Raw genomic sequence first — 18,662 nt, forward strand, 5'->3', positions numbered from 1 at the left:
GTGATGGTTTGCTGAAGGCAGTCTCAGAGTTGTTAAATGGGTCACCAGGCCTGAAAGGACGTCAAATTGCCAAGGAGCTGGGACTGGATAAGTCTCAAGTGAACTCGTTTCTTCACAAAAACCAGGATACGTTTGTGAAAAATTCAAATCATGAATGGTGCTTGATACGGGCTCAGCATGTGGAAATTGATTTCGCTACAGGTTGGATTGATGATAAAGCCTTTGAGAGTGCTATCGGTAAGCTTGCGTATCAAAAAGATGCAAACAAGATAACATTTAGATTCGGCATCGATTGTAAGTTTTTGCTGATAGCATTGGCCCGTTTTCTTGCTCTCGCGAATCAGCTTACTGCGAATGGTAAAGATGTGGTGATGGATACTACAGCATGTCCTAATACTCACAGTTTTTTCAGCAGAAATGGCTTCTTTGATTATCTTAATCAAAGTGTCACTTGTCTTCCTGAAAGGCCCGTTTTGTCAGCTGCTAAAACTTATCGGGATAATAGCGATACCTTGGTCGAACTAGGAGAAATTGCACAGCCAACCCAAAACAAGGAGCTTGTAATTCGTTTGGGCGACAGGTTTGTAGAGCATTCTTCAGTTAGCTATTTCTTAGCGGCTAAGACTGTTTTTTCAGAGCTTGTAGGCAACGTTACTGATCACAGTGAATCCAAAATACCTGGACTAGCAGGTCTGCAAGTGTATCGACCGTATAATAAACCAAAGCATATTCAAACAGTCATATCCGACTCTGGTTTAGGTATTGCCGCTACCTTGAGAACAACGTTACAAAGTGAACATCCGAAGTTGTACGCACAGTTTTCAGCGGAAAGTGTTGAGAATGACATTGCGCTCGTTCAAAAAGCATTTACATCTGGTGAGGTTAGTCGCTTTGGTAAAGGCCGGGGGCTAGGCTTTAAGAGTAGTCGAGAGCACGCTAGCAAAGAGAAAGTTATCATTGTTATTAGGCAGCTAACTTTCTCATTGGCTTTGGAATACTCGAAGGGACAACTTATCAATGTTTCTGAAGATCGAGGGTTGGTCCCTATCACAGGAACCCACATCTGTTTTGACTTCTATGTTGACAATTTCTGATAAATAGTGTCAACTTAAGCAGATGAAACAGTTAACTCATAAAATTCTTCTTTCAGAAGTCGTAGGTTCTGACCATGCCTTTGGTAACGATGAAGGTAGTGAAGCCTATGTGAAGATTAAAAAGATCGTTGATGGTCACCCATCATGCGATATTTTTGCTATCAGCTTGGAAGGCATTCGATTCACTGATGCTTCTTTTCCTCGTGAAAGTGTAATCTCGTTGGCTAAAGCATTGAAAGGAGAAAAAGGTTTTTACCTTTCTAATGTACCGAGTCGTGACCTTCTGGATAATTGGTCTTATGGCGCTACAGCCAAGGATCAACCTCTTCTAGTCAAGAGCGATAGCGGTTACGAAGTGCTTGGTGTAAAACTCAGTGCGACTGTCAAAGAGCTTCTAGATTTTGTTATTGCAAAAAAGACAGTGACTTCGTCACATGTATCTAAGCACTTTGACATTTCAGCACAGAATGCCAGTGGTCGATTAAAGAAGCTTCATGCTACAGGTCTTGTGTTAGGTCAAAAAGAAGTGGCAGAGTCAGGTGGACTGGAATTTGTCTACCGATCAATTGTGTAGTTTTTTTGGTTTTCTGGTTAATCTGCTTGCGTTAATCAGAATATAAGTTTATTATTTGATCAGATCCTTTGGATCTTTTTTATTAATATCTGATAAATGTGATTAAGTTAAGCAGAATAGGAGGCTTTATGGCTACAAATCCCCCATCAGGTGACGGACACAGAAACGGTGCCGTTAAAGGTAGATCTCAGACTCAGACGCCAAGCGGACATTGGGTAAAGCGAGATGCTGATACTGGTCGATTCATGGATGTAAAGACATCTGACAAAACGCCTTTTAAAGGCGTCAGGAAGGAGAAATAGTTTGGCTAATGGTAAAACCCATTTGGTCGTCGGGGCTGCGGTTGGTTTAACCGTTGCCCTAGCGGACAACAAAAAACAAGCTGTCAGTCACCATCCTGTAACTGCCATTACGGTTGGCTCTCTATTTGGCAAGCTTCCAGATATTCTGGAACCCTCTTTGGGTAACCCTCACCATCGCCAGTTTTGCCACAGTCTATTGGTGTTAACTGCACTAGGTGTTGGTCTCAAACATTTGTATGAGTGGCAACCGGAAGAGGCAATTGATAAGTGTCTTCGCGGGCTTGGGCTAATCGCTGGATGTGCTTATGTCAGCCATTTGCTCTGTGATGCGACAACACCGCGCTCACTTCCTTTAATTGGCAAACTATAGGAGTTTTGAATGGTCGCTAAAGTCACAAGACCCATAGACCGTAAAGTTGAGCGAGAACTTTGGGCTCGTGCCGCTGCTCGTTGTCAGTTTAGCGGGTGTAATAAATTGCTATACAAATCAGCGGTGACTCAGGAATCGGTCAATGTCTCTCAAAATGCTCATATTTACGCATTTTCTGAGAATGGGCCTCGTGGTTGGGGACTCTTTAAAACTAAGCCAACCAGTTTGAATGACGTCAGCAACCTCATGTTGCTGTGCTATGACTGTCACAAAAAAATTGACCAGAAAGGCAGCGAAGATAGGTATCCAGCCGACCTCTTGATTAGTTGGAAAATGCAGCATGAGCAACGTATAGAAATCCTCACAGGCATTGCTCCTGATCGCAAATCAAATGTTGTTTTATATGGTGCCAATATTGGAACTGAAAGATCACCGATTAATTATCACGGTTGTGTTGAGGCAATGTTTCCGAATTGGTATCCGGCAACTGAAAAGCCAGTGACCCTATCCATGGTATCAGAGCTGAAGGATCACTCTGAACAATATTGGCAAGCAGAGTCGCAACACCTAACGAAGCGTTTTCAAAGTAAAATTTCATCGATCATCGAAGAAGATTCTTGTAAGCATTTTTCATTGTTCGCGTTAGCTCCTCAACCATTGTTAATAAAACTTGGCGCTTTGCTTACCGACAAAATTGAGGTTGAGACTTATCAGCTGCATCGAGAGCCTAAAGGCTGGTTTTGGCAAGACTGTTCAGATGATTTTGAGTACATCATCAACAGACCTCAAAATATGGAGGGAAAGCCAGCCCTGCTACTTTCTTTGAGTGACCATGTGTCGCATGAGCGAATTACTGGGGTTCTAGGGCCAGATACATCGATTTGGGAAGTGACTATCAAGCAGCCTCATAATGATTTCATGCAGTCAAAGCAGCAGCTCTCCTTGTTCAGAAAGTGCATAAGAAAGCTGATTGTTGAAATCAAAAATACACACGGGGCTGCCACGCCACTGCAAATTTTTCCTGTGATGCCAGTATCGTGTGCCGTCGAATTAGGACGGGCCAGAATGCCTAAGGCTGATATGCCATGGCTTATTTATGACCACGACATAAAAACACAACAATTCGTAATGGCAGTCGAGCTTCGAGGAGATCTACATGAGTAATACTAAAAGTAACGACGTTCTAAACACAATTCTGGAAAAAATTGAGCTACCAGACAGTGCTTATGAAAAGGCTGAAAAACGCTATAAGGATCTAGGTGATTGGTTACATCGCCCAGAGTCAACATGCGTGAATTTTGATCCCCACGTGTTTTCTCAAGGTTCCTTTCGTCTAGGTACGGCGATTAGGCCCGATTCAGAAGAACAGTATGACCTAGATATGGGGTGCAATCTTCGGCGTGGCCTGGATAAAACGTCTATCACTCAAAAGCAACTAAAGCACCTAGTCGGTCATGAATTAGAGCTTTATCGAAACGCCAGAGGCATTAAGGAAGAGCTAGCCGAGAAGAAACGTTGTTGGCGCTTAGAGTATGCCGATGGGCTTAGCTTTCACATGGACATAGTTCCGTGTGTGCCAGAGAGTGATACAGGAAGAGGACTGTTGAAAAAGCGGATGGTCGAAAACTCTAAGTTTGATGAAAACTTGGCTCAAAACGTGTCTCAGCTTGCAGTTTCGATTACCGACAACACAGATTCCACTTATGCAGTTGTGGATGAAAATTGGCGTATCAGCAATCCTGAAGGATATGCTCGATGGTTTGAAACGCGCATGAAGACGGCACGGTTAGTAATAAACGAACGTGAAATGCGATTTAAAGCCAGTATAGATAGTCTGCCATATTATCAATGGAAGACACCCTTACAACAGGTGATCCAATTATTGAAGCGTCATCGTGACACTATGTTCAAAAACAATGAGGATAGTAAGCCAATATCGGTAATCATCACTACATTGGCAGCTAAATCATATAAAGGTGAAAGTGATTTGGCTTCAGCGTTGAATACGGTGCTCTCCGAGATGGATGACCATATTTCTGCACAAGCGCCAATGATTCCGAACCCAGTTAACCCAGCCGAAGATTTTGCAGACAAGTGGTATGACGAAAAATCTGCTCAATACCGATTACAAGAAAACTTTTATAAATGGCTGTATCAAGCTAGAGCTGATTTTAGTGCTCTTTGCTCAAGTGATGATACGCAACGAATAGTAAATGCGGCGCAAAATGGTTTGGATCTGAAGCTTGATTCAAGTTCGGTAGCACGTCTCTTGGGGATTCCTGCGGTGACAGCAAAACCAACTTTCGCAATTCAATCATCTGATCCAAAGCCATGGTTTAAGCAATAGATGAAGCACTGGAAGGCTGTAGGCCTAGAGGCTTTTCTCTCGGCCTATCCGAACATTAGATTGGTAGATGTCCATGCAGATAAGGTTGAGTTGCAGGGAGAGTATCTGTTAAAAGCACAGCTAGCTGGAAGTCGGTTTATAGAGCGAACATTTTCTCTAAGGATTATATGCCCAAGTAATTATCCTAGGGCTTTACCAGTGGTGTTTGATACCGCTGGTTACTTTCCTCGTAATCAGGACTTCCATACTTACTCTGATGGATCATTTTGTCTTGGCTCAGACCTGAAAATTAAGTCAATTTTGAAAACCGACTCGTCATTGACAACCTTTTTCGAAAAGATTGTTGTCAGGTTTCTTTATTCGGTGTCCCATAGGGTTGAATTTGGCAACTTTCCCTATGGCGAACTGGACCATGGTGAGAAAGGCCTGATTGATGATTATTCTCAGTTGTTCAATGTCAATGGTAAAGCATCAGTTCTACGGGCACTGAAAGCGTTAGGTTTGCGCAAGCGTGAGGCAAATAAATTACCGTGTCCATGTGGTTGTGGTGATCGTCTTGGCTCGTGTGACTATCGGTTTGTCTTGAACGAGTTTCGCCAAGTTGAGCGACGCCGATGGTTTCGCGATCACCTACAAGAAGCTTTTACACCGATTGAAAAACCCAAAAGGAGAGTTGGAAAAAAAACTAAAAGGCCAAGTAGAAATACGCCTTAGCTTGATAAGCTCTCTCGGGCATTTTATGGCATATGTGTTAATACATATCGGATTTTTGAGTCTAATGAACCGGCAACAGCAGATTGAACCTTCACACTATCGTGTCGGAGGTTCATCATGTTCAAAAAACTATTTTTTCAAGCCAAAGCAATACCAGAGCTGTCATCTCAACTGGATGCAGACATTCCACGCTATCCGCCATTTCTGAAGGGGTTGCCTGCTGCGTCACCCGAGGAATTGCAGTCCACACAAGACGAGCTAATTGCCAAACTGCGCCAGGTACTTGGCTTCAACCAGCGTGATTTTCAAAAGCTGATTCAGCCCTGCATTGATCATCTGGCTGCTTATGTTCATTTGTTGCCAGCTTCTGAGCATCATCATCACAGTGGCGCTGGTGGTTTATTACGTCATTCTTTGGAAGTTGCTTTCTGGGCGGCACAAGCAGCTGAAGGGATCATCTTTGTTGCCAGTGGCACACCGGTTGAGAAAAAAGAGCTAGAGCCAAGGTGGCGTGTTGCGGCGGCATTAGGCGGTTTGTTCCATGATATTGGTAAGCCCGTTTCAGACTTGTCTATCACTGACGAAGATGGACGCTATCAGTGGAACCCTTTTTTAGAAACCTTATCTCAATGGACCACAAATAACAGCATTGAACGCTATTTTATTCGCTGGCGCGACGGACGGTGCAAGCGGCACGAGCAATTTTCAATTCTGGTGTTAAACCGGGTGATGACACCTGAGTTGCTCGCCTGGTTAACCCAGCCGGGCCCAGAGATTTTGCAAGCCATGCTAGAAGCAATTGGCAATACCGATCCCGAGCATGTCCTGTCTAAACTGGTCATTGAAGCTGACCAAACCAGTGTCCAGCGAGACCTGAAAGCTCAACGAATTTCCGTTGACGACAACGCCCTTGGTGTCCCAGTCGAACGCTATCTACTTGATGCCATGAGGCGATTGCTTGCCAGTTCTCAGTGGTTAGTTAATCAGCGAGACGCCAGAGTCTGGGTACAAAAATCCAATCAATCAACCCATCTTTACCTGGTTTGGAAAAGCGCGGCTAAGGACATCATTGAGCTATTGGCCAAAGACAAGATACCTGGCATTCCAAGAGATCCCGATACCCTTGCGGACATCCTCATTGAGCGGGGATTGGCCACAAAATCAGCCTCAAATGAGCGATATGAAAGCCTTGCCCCTGAAGTGCTGATCAAAGACGACAAGCCAATCTGGTTACCCATGCTGCATATATCTGAGGCCGATTTATTGTTCAGCTCGAATGTACCAAGTAGCGTGACACTGTTTAGCAAATCTGAGTGGGAAGCAACACAGCAAACACAAGCAGAACCTCAGAGTCGTTCCAGTGAGCATCCAGACTTGCCTGAAGCGTCATCATCAATCGAACATAGCAATTCGGCACAGTCGCCATCAACAAAACCGTCCGACCAAGATGATGAACTTCGTCTTGCTAGTGATGTTAATAACCACCAGGCAACTGAAAACGTTCCGGGTGATGGATGTGAAAAGCCTAACAATTCATATGATGGCGCTATCTCAAATAACGTAAACCAGTACGATGCAGATTCATTGAATCTCCCTGAATCTTTGGCGTGGCTCCCAGAGGCCAGCAGTGCGTTGATTATGGTTGGTGAGCAAGCCCTGATCCGCTATCCCGATGCCGTAAGACCTTGGTGTGCCCCCCGAAAACTACTTGCTGAACTCAGTCGATTAGATTGGCTTGAACTAGATCCCGCAAACCCGACACGTAAGGCCAGAACTGTGACTACGAAGGATGGCGTTCAGGAGCAAGGGTTACTACTGAAAGTATCGATTTCTAAGGGGCTTACTGCACTGATAGACATCTCCAAACAAGACGAAGAATCAGTGGCAGCAATTCAGAACAAAGAGGCTTCACAGCGTCCGAGTCGAACTGAGACAACCAGTGCCCAAGCAAAAGAGCTCGCCACAAGAGCTGAGCGCAAGCAAACGCCGATTGCGCCCAATGCGAACTCAAGTACAGACCCCAAACACGCACAGCGGCAACAGATGGTTAATTTTGTGAAAGATTTGCCCATCTTACTGACCGATGGCGATTACCCAGACGTGGATCATAGTGCCGATGGTATTCGCGTCACGATTCAAACCTTACGTCAAGTCGCCAAGGAGCATGGCATTCCAGCCGGACAGCTGCTTCGGGGGATCTCGGCCAGTGACCAATGCCAGTTTGATGAGGGGGAAACGGTTCTGTTTACCGCTCACGCTAAACGTTAATCCATTTGAAATTAAGTGGATTGCAAACGGTTATTTTGCGGAGCATGAATGAAAGAAAACGCATACGAAATGCCCTGGCGCACGAACTATGAGGCCATGGCAGCAGCAGGTTGGCTGGTGGTTGGGGCCACTGGGGCGATTGCCGCAGAAATGCTGACTGAGCTACCACCTGAGCCATTTTGGTGGATGACAGGGATTTCCTCGGGCATGGCGTTGTATCGCCTGCCTGAGGCTTACCGTCTTTATAAGTTGCAGAAGGGGCTAAAAGGCAAACCATTGGCATTTATGGCGCTGTCGCATTTGCAAAAGGTAATGGCAAAACATCCTGATGAATTGTGGTTAGGTTATGGCTTTGAGTGGGACCAACGCCATGCCCAACGCGCTTATGAAATCCTAAAGCGGGATAAGCAAACCTTGCTTAACCAAGGTCACGGCAAACAAATGGGTTCGACCTGGATTCATGGTGTCGAGCCCAAAGAAGAAGATGTGTACCAGCCAGTTGGTCACACCGAGGGGCATACCTTAATTGTCGGTACGACCGGTGCCGGAAAAACCCGATGCTTTGATGCGATGATCACTCAGGCCATTTTGCGTAATGAAGCCGTGATTATTATTGACCCTAAGGGAGACAAGGAACTTAAGGATAATGCGCAGCGAGCCTGTATTGCCGCCGGTAGTCCTGAGCGCTTTGTGTATTTTCATCCGGGTTTTCCTGAGCATTCGGTACGGCTTAATCCCCTTAGAAACTTTAACCGGGGCACTGAAATTGCCAGCCGAATTGCGGCACTAATCCCATCTGAAACCGGTGCTGATCCATTTAAAGCCTTTGGCCAAATGGCATTGAACAACATAGTGCAAGGTCTGTTGCTTACGTCACAACGTCCTGATCTGAAAACACTGAGGCGATTCTTGGAAGGTGGCCCAGAAGGCTTGGTAGTAAAAGCCGTCACAGCCTGGGGTGAGCAGGTGTATCCGAACTTTAGTGTGGAGATCAAGCGCTTTACCGAAAAGGCCAATACCTTGGCTAAACAAGCCATGGCGATGCTGCTTTTCTACTACGAACGCATTCAGCCCGTTGCCGCCAATACCGATTTGGAAGGACTTTTGAGTATGTTTGAGCATGACAGAACCCACTATTCCAAGATGGTGGCCTCACTGATGCCGGTGCTCAATATGCTCACATCAAGTGAATTAGGGCCACTGTTATCACCGATTGCAAACGATGTGGATGACAGCCGGTTAATTACGGATTCTGGCCGTATTATCAACAATGCCCAAGTGGCGTATATCGGCTTGGATTCATTAACTGACGCCATGGTTGGCAGCGCCATTGGTTCGTTGCTTTTGTCCGATCTCACTGCTGTGGCCGGTGATCGCTATAACTATGGTGTTGAAAATCGTCCCGTAAATATCTTCATCGATGAGGCGGCTGAAGTCGTCAACGATCCCTTCATTCAACTGCTCAACAAAGGCCGTGGCGCAAAAATGCGTTGTGTAATTGCTACTCAGACCTTTGCTGACTTTGCAGCTCGTACAGGCAGTGAAGCTAAGGCTCGCCAGGTGTTAGGTAACATCAACAACTTGATAGCCCTTCGGGTGATGGATGCCGAAACGCAGCAGTACATTACCGACAATCTGCCTAAGACTCGGTTGCAGTACATCATGCAAACTCAAGGTATGTCGTCCAACTCGGACAGCCCCGCGTTGTTTACCGGCAATCATGGCGAACGCTTGATGGAGGAAGAAGGCGATATGTTTCCACCGCAGTTATTAGGCCAGCTTCCCAACCTGGAGTACATCGCCAAGCTTTCAGGTGGCCGCGTGATCAAAGGCCGCATTCCTATTTTAACCAGCTCTACACAGGCAGCATAAGGAGTCTGTATGCATCATTCTGTCTGTCTGAAAATGACAACACTTACCAGTAAAGAAATGCTCGCTCAGTGGCAGCAACATAATCCCCAGTTCAAGGAAACCTTAAGACTACTTGAAACCGACTGGCCTCATGCTTTGGCCTCAGTGCACTGTTTGGCGGACTATTTAACAGATGCGCTCACTTTAGATGGCCATTCCATCTTTGATTTGTGTCTGTGTAATGGCTTGGGCAGTTATGAAGAAGTCAGTTGTGATGATGATAGTGTACGCCTTTGGCATTTCATTGAGGCACTGACCTGGGCTGCCGCCAGTGCTTTAACGGGGATTCGCCTGCGTGATCCTGACCATTTCGAGTGGGCCGCCGTGGATGGTGTGTATTTCCACACCTGGATTCGTAATCGTCCAAATCGGATGGCGTATTTGGCTGAAGGACGTATTGATGTGCGTTATGTCAGTGACCATACATCGACAAAGCGGCTTCAGCAAGTGATTAAAGCTCGGATTATGACGCCAACCGTTGCAGCCATGCTGGCGCGAGTAGAAGAGGATGTTTGGCATGAGCAAGCATAAGTCCGTTTGGCTGCTGTGTCTGGCACTGATGCTGGAGATTATTGCCATTGGCGTGTTAGTGCCCGGTGATTGGACTGGCCGGGTCATCAGTAAAGAGAAGCAGATGATCCAAAACCAATTGGGCGCACAAACAAGCTATTGGATTGGTCAAACTAGCCATCGCTGGTATCAGTCATGGATTGTGGATACGCAGATGGAGCAATCTGTGCGTGATTTTCTAATCCCCACTGAAGAACAGCGACTTCGTTCTAAAGGGATGGAGAACATGGGAGGCTTTTGGTTTGTGTGGGTAGAAGACCGTATTCAGGCATTTTTTGATGTGCTGTACCAAGTGTTCACTCGATTTGCGTTGCTGATGGTCTGGTTGCCCTTTGCGCTTATTCTCATGTTGCCGGCGTTGTGGGATGGCTTAATGACCTGGAAGATTAAGAAGACAACATTTGATTTTTCGAGCCCTATCATTCACCGCTACAGCATGATTATCCTGGGCTCAGGTGTCATTTTGCTGTTTATGGGATTGTTCGCCCCACTGGCTATTCCACCGGTGGTGTTACCGTCGCTGATCATCGGTTTGGCATTGATGGCGGGGTTGGCGTTAAGTCACTTGCAGAAGAAGATATGAGGCCCATCAGGCCTCATCTTGTAGAGCTAAAACCTTACGCCTACGGTATTGCCGTTCTCGTCTTCAGCAGGCAAATGGTAAGTATCAATAAGGTGGCCTTGAAGCCAAATATATTGAGGCATCCAAAAAGAGTACTGTCGTATAAGAGCCAATACTTCTTTTAACGGTTTGTTTGCATGAGGCTCGGCAAGACGAAAGTACATGAATGAGCAATCATCTCGAAAATACTCATGAAGCTCTGAATCCGATAGCGTTTCTTTTAGCGGCCTGTTTTGTTCGTCGTCCTCATCAGGGGAGTTGGCATAAATTTCAAATAGCTGCTTTTCAGTAAGTATCTCCAATAAGTGGTCTTTAATTAAAACCCCATCACTGGTATCGACATCCATACCATCTTTGACATCAAAAGCCATGACACATCCAGAAGATAATGCCACTTCTGATGGTTTCAGTACGTCATTAGCTTGTACAACCTGATGCCAATGATTAAAACCAGCAGATACTGCAATTTCATCGAGTGCTTCAGTGTGTGTAATGGATTTTTCACGTTTAAGCTTTCGTGCTTTTTGCTTTAAACGTTCAACCGAGGCAGAGGAAATGATTTTAGTAATTTGCATTGAGTTTCTCCTATTAGCGAATACGGTGCCCACTGCCGAGGTCGCAGAAAAAACCTAAGCAAAAAATAAATTTGATATGCATGTCGTCCCGTCCGGGTTTGCTAAAGTGGGCAGCTGGTCTCGACACGACCAATATCCCCATCATATCAACCGCATCAAAAAGATCAATTGTTAGTATTGTCTGATTAGAACCCTCAAAACCTTCAAGAATTCGGCATCTAGCTGACCACTGAAGCTGCCAATCCCGAGGCATCCTTCACTTCTCAATTCAAACAACGAGGAGTGACTATGGAACCTGTAAATATTCCATCCTATATCGATGACCCGCCGCACTTCCTGCTTTGGAGTGCCGATGAGATGGCTCCCATTCTGTTGGGGCTAGTGATCGGCATTTTTACCGGTAATGCCTTGGTTTTATGCCTGTTGGGGTTGGTAACAACCAAGCTCTATCGGCGTTTTCGTGATGGCCGCCCAGATGGTTTTATTCTTCACGCCATCTACTGGGGCGGACTGTTGCCAACCAAAGCCAAGACGATCCCTAACCCATTTATCAGGAGCTATCTGCCGTGAAGTTCGACGTGTTTTTAAAATCATGGCAAGGCACGCAATTAGAGAACCGATGGCAACGGTTCCTGATTGCAGTGCTGGTGCTATCTAACTTGCTGCTTGCGGTAGCGGCATTTTCTCGCAATACCGTGGTAGCCATTCAACCGCCAACCTTGTCTGAAACGGCTGAAGTGTCACGAAACCAGGCTACTCAGCCTTACTTGGAATCCTGGGGGCTCTACCTGGCTGAGCTTATGGGCAACGTGACGCCGGGTAATGTGTCTTTTATCCGGGTTGCTATTGAGCCGCTACTTTCTCCAGCGGTGTACCAGCAAGTGGTCGATGCACTGGAGATTCAGGCAAGACAAATCCGGGAAGACCGAGTCACGCTCAAATTCCAACCCAGACAAGTGGAGTATGAGTATGAAACCGGCCATGTCTTTGTGACCGGTTATTCCTTGGTCTCTGGACCATCTGGAGATGAACAGCGCCAAACTCGCACCTATGAGTTTGACATCGATATTGAGCAATACCGTCCAAAGCTCAGTTGGATGGATACGTATGAGGGGCAAGCTAGAACGAAGCGAGTTCGTGAAAAGTTGACCCAAGAGCAAAACCGGAGGGTGAATGATGCGAACCAAAATTAGTCGATGGATGATACCAAGCTTAATCGCAATGAGCTTGAGTGGCGTCCTGTTATCTCAAGCTTCTTATGCAGACGTGGAATTGCCGATTGTACCAGCCAGTGTGATGAAGCAGTCTGCTACTGCAAATCCACCGGTTCAAAGCAATTCGGTTGCAGCGGATACGCCAACAATGCTACTGATGACACCGGGGGTTAATGAACTGATCCCTGTAGCACTTGGTCATCTGAATCGGATTGTGACGCCGTTTGAATCGCCTCAGGTGAGAACAACCAGTGATGCTCAGACGCAAATCAAGGGGAATGTTGTATATGTAGCCACGGACAAAGAATCACCGGTTTCACTTTACATCACTCCGCCTGGTCAGGAAGCTCCCGCATTATCTGTCACCTTAGTACCTCGTCGTATTCCACCGCGTGAAATCACCTTAGCTATTGATGGTCAGCAGTGGCCTATTAAGGGCGTCGTGAACCGAAAAGCCGCCACTTGGGAAACGGCTCAGCCATACGTCGATAGCTTACGTGATTTACTCAGACGCCTTGCACTAAATGAGTTACCACAAGGCTATGACATCCGTTTAGCTGGCCAAACTGACACAAGCCCGAAATGTTTTCAGCCTGGCTTAAAGTTTGGTTTTAAACAGGGGCAAATTGTGACGGGACATTACTTCACCGTCTATGTAGGACTGGTTGAAAGCTTTGCCGATGAGCCGATAGAAGCCAGTGAGATAGCCTGCAATGCACCAGGTATAGTGGCAAGCGCCTACTGGCCTCGCAATATCTTGTTGCCGGGCGAAAAGACTGAGTTGTATGTGGTTGTTCGCAATCATCGTGAAGAAGCGGTGGAAAGTCAGCGACCTTCGCTTCTTGTAGGAGGTGAATAACGATGAAAGCACAATGGGAGCAATTGAGCCCGAACATGAAGCGGGGCCTATCGGTTGCAGGTATTGCTGGTGGTCTCATCCTTATGGTGATGGTGTTTTCACCTAATCCTGACGATGGCGCGAACAGTCGGAACCGGCAGGAAACGATCCGGCACATTCTTACGGATACCAATACTCGTGATGTTGGGGTCGATAGTTTGGCTGCGAACGTAAAACTACTCAGTGAGCGCAATGAACAGTTACGTCGTGAAGTTGAGCGCTTGCGTCGTGACGTCGATTCAGGACGGCTAAGCCCAGGTTCGCCTTCTATACCAAGTGAGGTCAATGCGGAGTTGGTTCGCCTTCGAGCGGAACTTAATGATGTTCGCGCTGGAGGTGATGCAGCAGTTGAAGGCACAAATAGCCGTTTTGAAGTGCCTTTATCTGCCATGGAATTGCCTAAAGACGAAAAGCCACTGCCGTCTAACCCAGACGACTATTTTGCCAATGCGCCGCTGCCAGATCCGCTCTATCGGCAGCCAGCCAGTGGCCAAGGTTCACGAGCACGGGATGTTCCATTGCCGCCAATCACGATTCGTATGATTGAGCCTGAAGTGGTTGCTGAACCAGAGGTTGTTGTGCAAGAAGCGCCGCCTTTGTATTTACCGGCGGGCAGCATCATCTCAGGTACTTTGATCACAGGTTTGGATGCACCTACTCACGAGTCCGCAAGACGCGAACCTTTTCCTGCATTGCTGAGGATTCAAAAGGAAGCCATTTTACCCAACCGATTTAGAGCGGATATCAAAGAGTGTTTCTTGATCGCCGCAGGTTACGGTGATTTGAGCTCTGAGCGTGCTTATTTGCGAGGCGAGACCATTTCATGTGTGAGAGAAGACGGTGGCGTCATTGAAACACGACTGGATTCTTATGCTGTAGGTGAAGACGGCAAAGCCGGCATTCGTGGCCGATTGGTGTCGAAACAAGGCCAGCTGGTGGCCAAGTCGATGATGGCCGGATTCCTTCAGGGCTTGGCTGGCGCATTTGATGTAAATCCTGTTCCGACGATTCAGACGGGTAATGCCGGTGATACTCAGCTGTACCAGCAAGTCATGAGCCAAGAAGCATTACAAGGCGCTGCGATTAAAGGCACAGGTAAAGCATTGGATAGAGTGGCCAAGTTCTATTTGGACATGGCTGAAAATATGTTCCCAGTCATAGAGGTAGACGCTGCAAGGAAAATTGAAGTCATAGTCACTCGTGGTGCCTCGTTGTCGTTGGCCACTTCTCAAGGGGGTGGTGCAAGAAGATGAAAAAATCCTGCATGTTGCTAACCGATCGAAGTCCGTTTCAGACAATAAGATGTGTATCCAGAGGAGAGTTAACCATGACGACATCAATGCAGAACAACCCAAAGCACCAGTCAAAACAGTGGTCTAAAGCTGGATTACTTTTATTGGCAGTCGGCTCAACCTTATTGTCTGGCTGTAGTTCATTGGGTCTTGGGAGTAGTGAATATGGATGCCCAGGTATGCCTGACGGTGTGCGCTGTTTATCTGCTCGTGAAGTCTATGAGCTTACCAGTTATGGCGCTGCACCCAAGACGATTGATGCTGTGGCGACTCGAATTGGTTCTCCCTCTGGGTATTCACAATCTGATTTAGAGACAGGACTGCTGAGCCATCCAGCATTACCCGAGACGCAGCAATCTGCACCTATTCGCATTCCTTCAAGGGTAATGCGGATTTGGATTGCGCCTTGGGAGGATGACCGTGGAGATCTGAATTTATCCAGCTACGTGTTTACCGAAATTGAACCGCGCCGGTGGGATATTGGGGTGTCAGCACCTCGAACGGTTTCGCCAGTGCTACGTCCACTTCAGACTCAAAGCGATTCAGCCTCAGCGGGAGCTGATGGTAAGCGCGATAACTTGAGTATCTACGGAGAAACTAACGAATGACAAATGCAGTTCGCAGCATTCAGACTCAGCGCCTAATGACCATTGGTGCGCTTGGTTTAATGGCGTTAATGATTTCGGAGCCCTCATTTGCAGGCACCGGTGGTGATGCTTTCACCGATGTGTGGGATACCCTAAAAGATTGGACCCAAGGTACTTTGGGACGGATCGTAGCGGGAGCCATGGTTCTGGTGGGTATTGTGGGCGGTATCGCTCGCCAAAGCTTGATGGCCTTTGCCTTGGGCATTGGTGGCGGTATGGGTCTCTACAACACACCAACAGTCGTTGAAAGTGTCATGTCTGCAACTTTACCTGTTGTTGCTAGCACTCAAGAAGTCATTGGCACAACAATTCCAGCAATCAGCGCCGTTTTACTGGGCACCTTATAACAATAAAAAACGCCCAAGCGGCCAGATTTCTGACGGCTTGGGCGTCATCCCACCCCGTCCCCGATTACCATGACGGCGTTTCAGTTAATAGGTTTCCCATTCACTTAGCTTGATTACAAGCAGCGGCCATGAATACCGAAAAGAATGCTAGCGCCGCCACTGCAAAAGGCAGTTAGCGGGGCTTTTCTTGAGGGAGCACATTCAAACAGGCTACTAGCCTGATATTTTGAGATTTAGGCGCTCGTTTCTTTTGAGTTAGAGTTACACACTACCAAACAGCTGGATGAATATCAGGAATGATGGCGCTTCATTTGTTGTGTTCATGAGGTTAAAAATAATACGCTTGACCTTCCCATCATGGTAAGCCCTAGACTGTTTAATATCTGAACCAACAATGAGAAATACATCATGAGCATTCATAAAAACCAGCTCTCCAGCAATGCTGAAGCCCGGGTTAGCTTACCTATTGAGGGTATGACCTGTGCAAGTTGTGTAGGACGAGTTGAAGCAGCTTTAAACAAAGTTGAAGGCGTCGTAAACGCAAGTGTCAATCTTGCGACTGAGCTGGCGGATATTCATCTTAAAGCTCCTGTTGATCGACTGAAGTTAATCGAAGCAATTGAAAAGGTAGGATATGAAGTTCCTGTAACATCCGTTGAACTTTCAGTGCAAGGTATGACATGTGCTTCGTGTGTTGGCCGTGTTGAAAAGGCACTCTTAGCGGTTGATGGTGTAAAGGCGGCAACGGTTAACCTTGCAACTGAGAGGGCAACTATTCGCGGAGTGGCTGGCATAGACGATCTCATATCTGCTATTCAAAAAGTTGGCTATGAAGCCCGTGTCATCGATACCCAAAATCAGGTCAGTAATGAGTCTGAAGTAAGAAAGGACGCAGAGAAGGCTTTATTAAAGAAAGATTTAGTTATTGCAACAGCACTGGCTCTGCCGGTATTTGTTCTCGAAATGGGATCTCACATGATTCCAAGAATGCAACACTGGGTGATGAATACCATTGGGATCCAGGAAAGCTGGTACGTCCAGTTTGTATTGACATTGTTAGTCTTAGTGGTTCCAGGTCGTCGATTCTACATGAAAGGCATTCCTGCTCTTACGCGGCTTGCTCCTGACATGAATTCACTGGTCTCTGTCGGGACTATTGCTGCTTTTGGTTATTCTGTGGTTGCTACGTTTGTACCATACCTTTTGCCTGAGGGTACCGTTAATGTGTACTACGAAGCTGCTGCAGTGATTGTCGCTCTCATTCTTTTGGGACGATTTATGGAGGCGAGAGCTAAGGGGAGAACGTCTGAGGCTATCAAACGCTTAGTAGGCTTGCAGGCTAAGGAGGCGCACGTGCTCCGTAATGGCGTAATGAATGATATTCCTGTCAAAGACGTTGTGCTTGGAGACATTATCGAAGTTCGCCCGGGAGAAAGGATTCCGGTCGATGGAGAGGTAAGTGAAGGTACCAGTTTTATAGATGAATCGATGATAACTGGTGAGCCTATACCAGTGGAAAAAATCGTTGGCAGTGGAGTTGTCGGAGGGACTGTGAACCAGAAAGGAGCACTGAGGTTGCGTGCTACTGCGGTTGGTGGTCAGACAATGCTGTCACAAATCATACGGATGGTAGAACAGGCCCAGGGGTCAAAGTTACCTATACAAGCTGTTGTGGACAGAGTGACATTGTGGTTTGTTCCAGCTGTGATGTTGGCAGCACTTTTTACATTCCTGATTTGGTTAGTATTTGGTCCATCACCAGCCCTGTCTTTCGCATTGGTTAATGCTGTGGCAGTGCTAATCATTGCATGTCCATGTGCAATGGGACTCGCGACACCGACATCTATCATGGTTGGTACAGGTCGTGGTGCAGAAATGGGAATTTTATTCCGCAAGGGAGAAGCCCTACAGTTACTCAAAGATGCCAAAGTTGTTGCTGTAGACAAAACCGGAACTCTGACTGAAGGTCGTCCAGTCATGACAGATCTGGAACTAGCTCAGGGTTTTGAACGTAATGAGGTATTAGCAAAAGTTGCCGCAGTTGAATCACGTTCTGAGCACCCTATTGCTCGCGCTATTGTTGAGTCGGCAGAAGGAGACGGCATTTTACTGCCAGAGCTTACTGAGTTTGATTCAATCACTGGTATGGGAGTACGAGCGACTGTTGAAGGGAGCCTTGTAGAAGTAGGCGCTGATCGATTTATGCGTGAGTTAGCATTGGAGGTAACGTATTTTTCCCGGATTTCTGAACGCCTCGGGAATGAGGGGAAATCACCTCTCTATGTTGCTATAGATGGTCGGTTGGCTGCAATTATTGCTGTAGCTGACCCTATTAAATCAAGTACTCCAGTAGCTATAAAGGCATTACATCAGCTTGGTCTCAAGGTCGCCATGATTACCGGTGACAATGCGAATACAGCTCAGGCTATTGCTAAACAATTAGATATTGATGAAGTGGTTGCGGAAGTGTTACCTGAAGGCAAAGTTGAAGCGGTGCGTCGACTGCAAGAAAATTACGGTAAAGTTGCTTTTGTCGGCGATGGGATAAACGATGCCCCGGCACTTGCAGTTGCAGATATTGGACTTGCAATTGGTACAGGAACAGATATAGCCGTGGAGTCAGCTGATGTTGTCTTAATGTCAGGAAACTTGCAGGGAGTTCCTAATGCTATTGGATTGTCTAAGGCAACAATCGGTAACATCAGACAAAATCTCTTTTGGGCATTTGCTTACAATGCAGCATTGATTCCAGTGGCTGCAGGACTGCTATACCCAGCTTATGGAATACTGCTCTCTCCAATTTTTGCAGCAGGGGCGATGGCGCTATCAAGCGTGTTCGTTCTGGGAAACTCATTGCGTCTGCGTCGGTTCCAGCCTCCTTTGGTTGAGGACGCTGAGCATTAACGCTGAGCATTAA

General features: G+C 46.7%; 18 protein-coding genes. 17 read left to right on the top strand and 1 reads right to left on the bottom strand.

Going from position 1 to position 18,662, the window contains the following annotated elements:
• The first annotated feature begins 8 nt into the window (after positions 1-8).
• The 10 genes from SPUTW3181_RS05655 to SPUTW3181_RS05700 all read left to right on the top strand — a co-directional run bounded on the left by SPUTW3181_RS05655 (position 9) and on the right by SPUTW3181_RS05700 (position 10,733).
• Positions 9-1,094: an ATP-binding protein gene (locus SPUTW3181_RS05655; RefSeq protein WP_011788463.1), complete on the top strand. Its 1,086-nt coding sequence runs from the start codon at positions 9-11 to the stop codon at positions 1,092-1,094.
• 22 nt (positions 1,095-1,116) lie between these two features.
• Positions 1,117-1,668 carry a MarR family transcriptional regulator gene (locus SPUTW3181_RS05660; RefSeq protein WP_000811851.1) on the top strand — a complete coding sequence of 184 codons (552 nt, stop codon included), beginning with the start codon at positions 1,117-1,119 and terminating at the stop codon, positions 1,666-1,668.
• Between the two features lie 303 nt (positions 1,669-1,971).
• A complete protein-coding gene (locus SPUTW3181_RS05665; RefSeq protein WP_011788464.1) occupies positions 1,972-2,340 on the top strand; it encodes a metal-dependent hydrolase in 369 nt (122 codons plus the stop codon).
• A 9-nt stretch (positions 2,341-2,349) separates the two neighbouring features.
• Positions 2,350-3,504 carry an HNH endonuclease gene (locus SPUTW3181_RS05670; RefSeq protein WP_011788465.1) on the top strand — a complete coding sequence of 385 codons (1,155 nt, stop codon included), beginning with the start codon at positions 2,350-2,352 and terminating at the stop codon, positions 3,502-3,504.
• Positions 3,497-4,687: a nucleotidyltransferase gene (locus tag SPUTW3181_RS05675; RefSeq protein ID WP_011788466.1), complete on the top strand. Its 1,191-nt coding sequence runs from the start codon at positions 3,497-3,499 to the stop codon at positions 4,685-4,687. Before SPUTW3181_RS05670 ends, SPUTW3181_RS05675 begins: the two co-directional genes overlap by 8 nt.
• Entirely contained in the window at positions 4,688-5,401 is a 714-nt protein-coding gene (locus tag SPUTW3181_RS05680) for a hypothetical protein (protein WP_011788467.1), read from the top strand. It begins immediately after the preceding gene.
• 117 nt (positions 5,402-5,518) lie between these two features.
• On the top strand, positions 5,519-7,669 hold the full coding sequence (gene mobH / locus SPUTW3181_RS05685) for a MobH family relaxase (RefSeq protein WP_011788468.1): 2,151 nt from the start codon (positions 5,519-5,521) through the stop codon (positions 7,667-7,669).
• Between the two features lie 48 nt (positions 7,670-7,717).
• Positions 7,718-9,541 carry a conjugative transfer system coupling protein TraD gene (gene traD / locus SPUTW3181_RS05690; protein WP_011788469.1) on the top strand — a complete coding sequence of 608 codons (1,824 nt, stop codon included), beginning with the start codon at positions 7,718-7,720 and terminating at the stop codon, positions 9,539-9,541.
• Between the two features lie 9 nt (positions 9,542-9,550).
• The gene (locus SPUTW3181_RS05695; RefSeq protein ID WP_011788470.1) at positions 9,551-10,111 is read left to right on the top strand and encodes a hypothetical protein; all 561 of its coding nucleotides are present in this window, start codon (positions 9,551-9,553) and stop codon (positions 10,109-10,111) included.
• Positions 10,098-10,733 carry a DUF4400 domain-containing protein gene (locus tag SPUTW3181_RS05700; protein ID WP_011788471.1) on the top strand — a complete coding sequence of 212 codons (636 nt, stop codon included), beginning with the start codon at positions 10,098-10,100 and terminating at the stop codon, positions 10,731-10,733. The genes SPUTW3181_RS05695 and SPUTW3181_RS05700 overlap by 14 nt, the downstream gene beginning before the upstream one ends.
• 26 nt (positions 10,734-10,759) lie before the next feature.
• Here SPUTW3181_RS05700 and SPUTW3181_RS05705 read toward each other — a convergent pair whose 3' ends face one another.
• Complete coding sequence (locus SPUTW3181_RS05705) at positions 10,760-11,347, bottom strand: hypothetical protein (RefSeq protein ID WP_011788472.1); 588 nt, start codon at positions 11,345-11,347, stop codon at positions 10,760-10,762.
• Between the two features lie 288 nt (positions 11,348-11,635).
• Between SPUTW3181_RS05705 and traL the strand changes: the two genes are divergently transcribed.
• The 7 genes from traL (at position 11,636) to SPUTW3181_RS05745 (ending at position 18,649) form a co-directional block, all read left to right on the top strand.
• Positions 11,636-11,917 carry a type IV conjugative transfer system protein TraL gene (gene traL, locus SPUTW3181_RS05715; RefSeq protein ID WP_011788474.1) on the top strand — a complete coding sequence of 94 codons (282 nt, stop codon included), beginning with the start codon at positions 11,636-11,638 and terminating at the stop codon, positions 11,915-11,917.
• Positions 11,914-12,540, top strand: a complete 627-nt coding sequence (locus SPUTW3181_RS05720; RefSeq protein ID WP_000667170.1) for a TraE/TraK family type IV conjugative transfer system protein — start codon at positions 11,914-11,916, stop codon at positions 12,538-12,540. Before traL ends, SPUTW3181_RS05720 begins: the two co-directional genes overlap by 4 nt.
• The gene (locus SPUTW3181_RS05725) at positions 12,524-13,420 is read left to right on the top strand and encodes a type-F conjugative transfer system secretin TraK (protein ID WP_020743644.1); all 897 of its coding nucleotides are present in this window, start codon (positions 12,524-12,526) and stop codon (positions 13,418-13,420) included. The genes SPUTW3181_RS05720 and SPUTW3181_RS05725 overlap by 17 nt, the downstream gene beginning before the upstream one ends.
• Positions 13,421-13,422: 2 nt before the next feature.
• On the top strand, positions 13,423-14,712 hold the full coding sequence (locus SPUTW3181_RS05730; RefSeq protein WP_011788476.1) for a TraB/VirB10 family protein: 1,290 nt from the start codon (positions 13,423-13,425) through the stop codon (positions 14,710-14,712).
• Between the two features lie 74 nt (positions 14,713-14,786).
• The gene (locus SPUTW3181_RS05735) at positions 14,787-15,359 is read left to right on the top strand and encodes a TraV family lipoprotein (protein WP_015066557.1); all 573 of its coding nucleotides are present in this window, start codon (positions 14,787-14,789) and stop codon (positions 15,357-15,359) included.
• The gene (gene traA, locus SPUTW3181_RS05740; protein ID WP_011788478.1) at positions 15,356-15,745 is read left to right on the top strand and encodes a TraA family conjugative transfer protein; all 390 of its coding nucleotides are present in this window, start codon (positions 15,356-15,358) and stop codon (positions 15,743-15,745) included. The genes SPUTW3181_RS05735 and traA overlap by 4 nt, the downstream gene beginning before the upstream one ends.
• Positions 15,746-16,153: 408 nt before the next feature.
• Positions 16,154-18,649, top strand: a complete 2,496-nt coding sequence (locus SPUTW3181_RS05745; protein ID WP_011788479.1) for a heavy metal translocating P-type ATPase — start codon at positions 16,154-16,156, stop codon at positions 18,647-18,649.
• The last annotated feature ends 13 nt before the right edge of the window (positions 18,650-18,662 follow it).

The sequence above is a fragment of the Shewanella sp. W3-18-1 genome (assembly GCF_000015185.1).
GTDB classification, from domain to species: Bacteria; Pseudomonadota; Gammaproteobacteria; order Enterobacterales; family Shewanellaceae; genus Shewanella; species Shewanella putrefaciens.

What these genes read in the sequence shown, in the direction of transcription:
- traA (WP_011788478.1), top strand. Translation starts at nt 15,356, where the DNA reads ATGACAAATGCAGTTCGCAGCATTCAGACTCAGCGCCTAATGACCATT.
- SPUTW3181_RS05670 (WP_011788465.1), top strand. Translation starts at nt 2,350, where the DNA reads ATGGTCGCTAAAGTCACAAGACCCATAGACCGTAAAGTTGAGCGAGAA.
- SPUTW3181_RS05735 (WP_015066557.1), top strand. Translation starts at nt 14,787, where the DNA reads ATGACGACATCAATGCAGAACAACCCAAAGCACCAGTCAAAACAGTGG.
- SPUTW3181_RS05695 (WP_011788470.1), top strand. Translation starts at nt 9,551, where the DNA reads ATGCATCATTCTGTCTGTCTGAAAATGACAACACTTACCAGTAAAGAA.
- SPUTW3181_RS05730 (WP_011788476.1), top strand. Translation starts at nt 13,423, where the DNA reads ATGAAAGCACAATGGGAGCAATTGAGCCCGAACATGAAGCGGGGCCTA.
- SPUTW3181_RS05680 (WP_011788467.1), top strand. Translation starts at nt 4,688, where the DNA reads ATGAAGCACTGGAAGGCTGTAGGCCTAGAGGCTTTTCTCTCGGCCTAT.
- SPUTW3181_RS05725 (WP_020743644.1), top strand. Translation starts at nt 12,524, where the DNA reads ATGCGAACCAAAATTAGTCGATGGATGATACCAAGCTTAATCGCAATG.
- SPUTW3181_RS05660 (WP_000811851.1), top strand. Translation starts at nt 1,117, where the DNA reads ATGAAACAGTTAACTCATAAAATTCTTCTTTCAGAAGTCGTAGGTTCT.
- traL (WP_011788474.1), top strand. Translation starts at nt 11,636, where the DNA reads ATGGAACCTGTAAATATTCCATCCTATATCGATGACCCGCCGCACTTC.
- SPUTW3181_RS05745 (WP_011788479.1), top strand. Translation starts at nt 16,154, where the DNA reads ATGAGCATTCATAAAAACCAGCTCTCCAGCAATGCTGAAGCCCGGGTT.
- SPUTW3181_RS05700 (WP_011788471.1), top strand. Translation starts at nt 10,098, where the DNA reads ATGAGCAAGCATAAGTCCGTTTGGCTGCTGTGTCTGGCACTGATGCTG.
- traD (WP_011788469.1), top strand. Translation starts at nt 7,718, where the DNA reads ATGAAAGAAAACGCATACGAAATGCCCTGGCGCACGAACTATGAGGCC.
- SPUTW3181_RS05675 (WP_011788466.1), top strand. Translation starts at nt 3,497, where the DNA reads ATGAGTAATACTAAAAGTAACGACGTTCTAAACACAATTCTGGAAAAA.
- mobH (WP_011788468.1), top strand. Translation starts at nt 5,519, where the DNA reads ATGTTCAAAAAACTATTTTTTCAAGCCAAAGCAATACCAGAGCTGTCA.
- SPUTW3181_RS05705 (WP_011788472.1), bottom strand. Translation starts at nt 11,347, where the DNA reads ATGCAAATTACTAAAATCATTTCCTCTGCCTCGGTTGAACGTTTAAAG.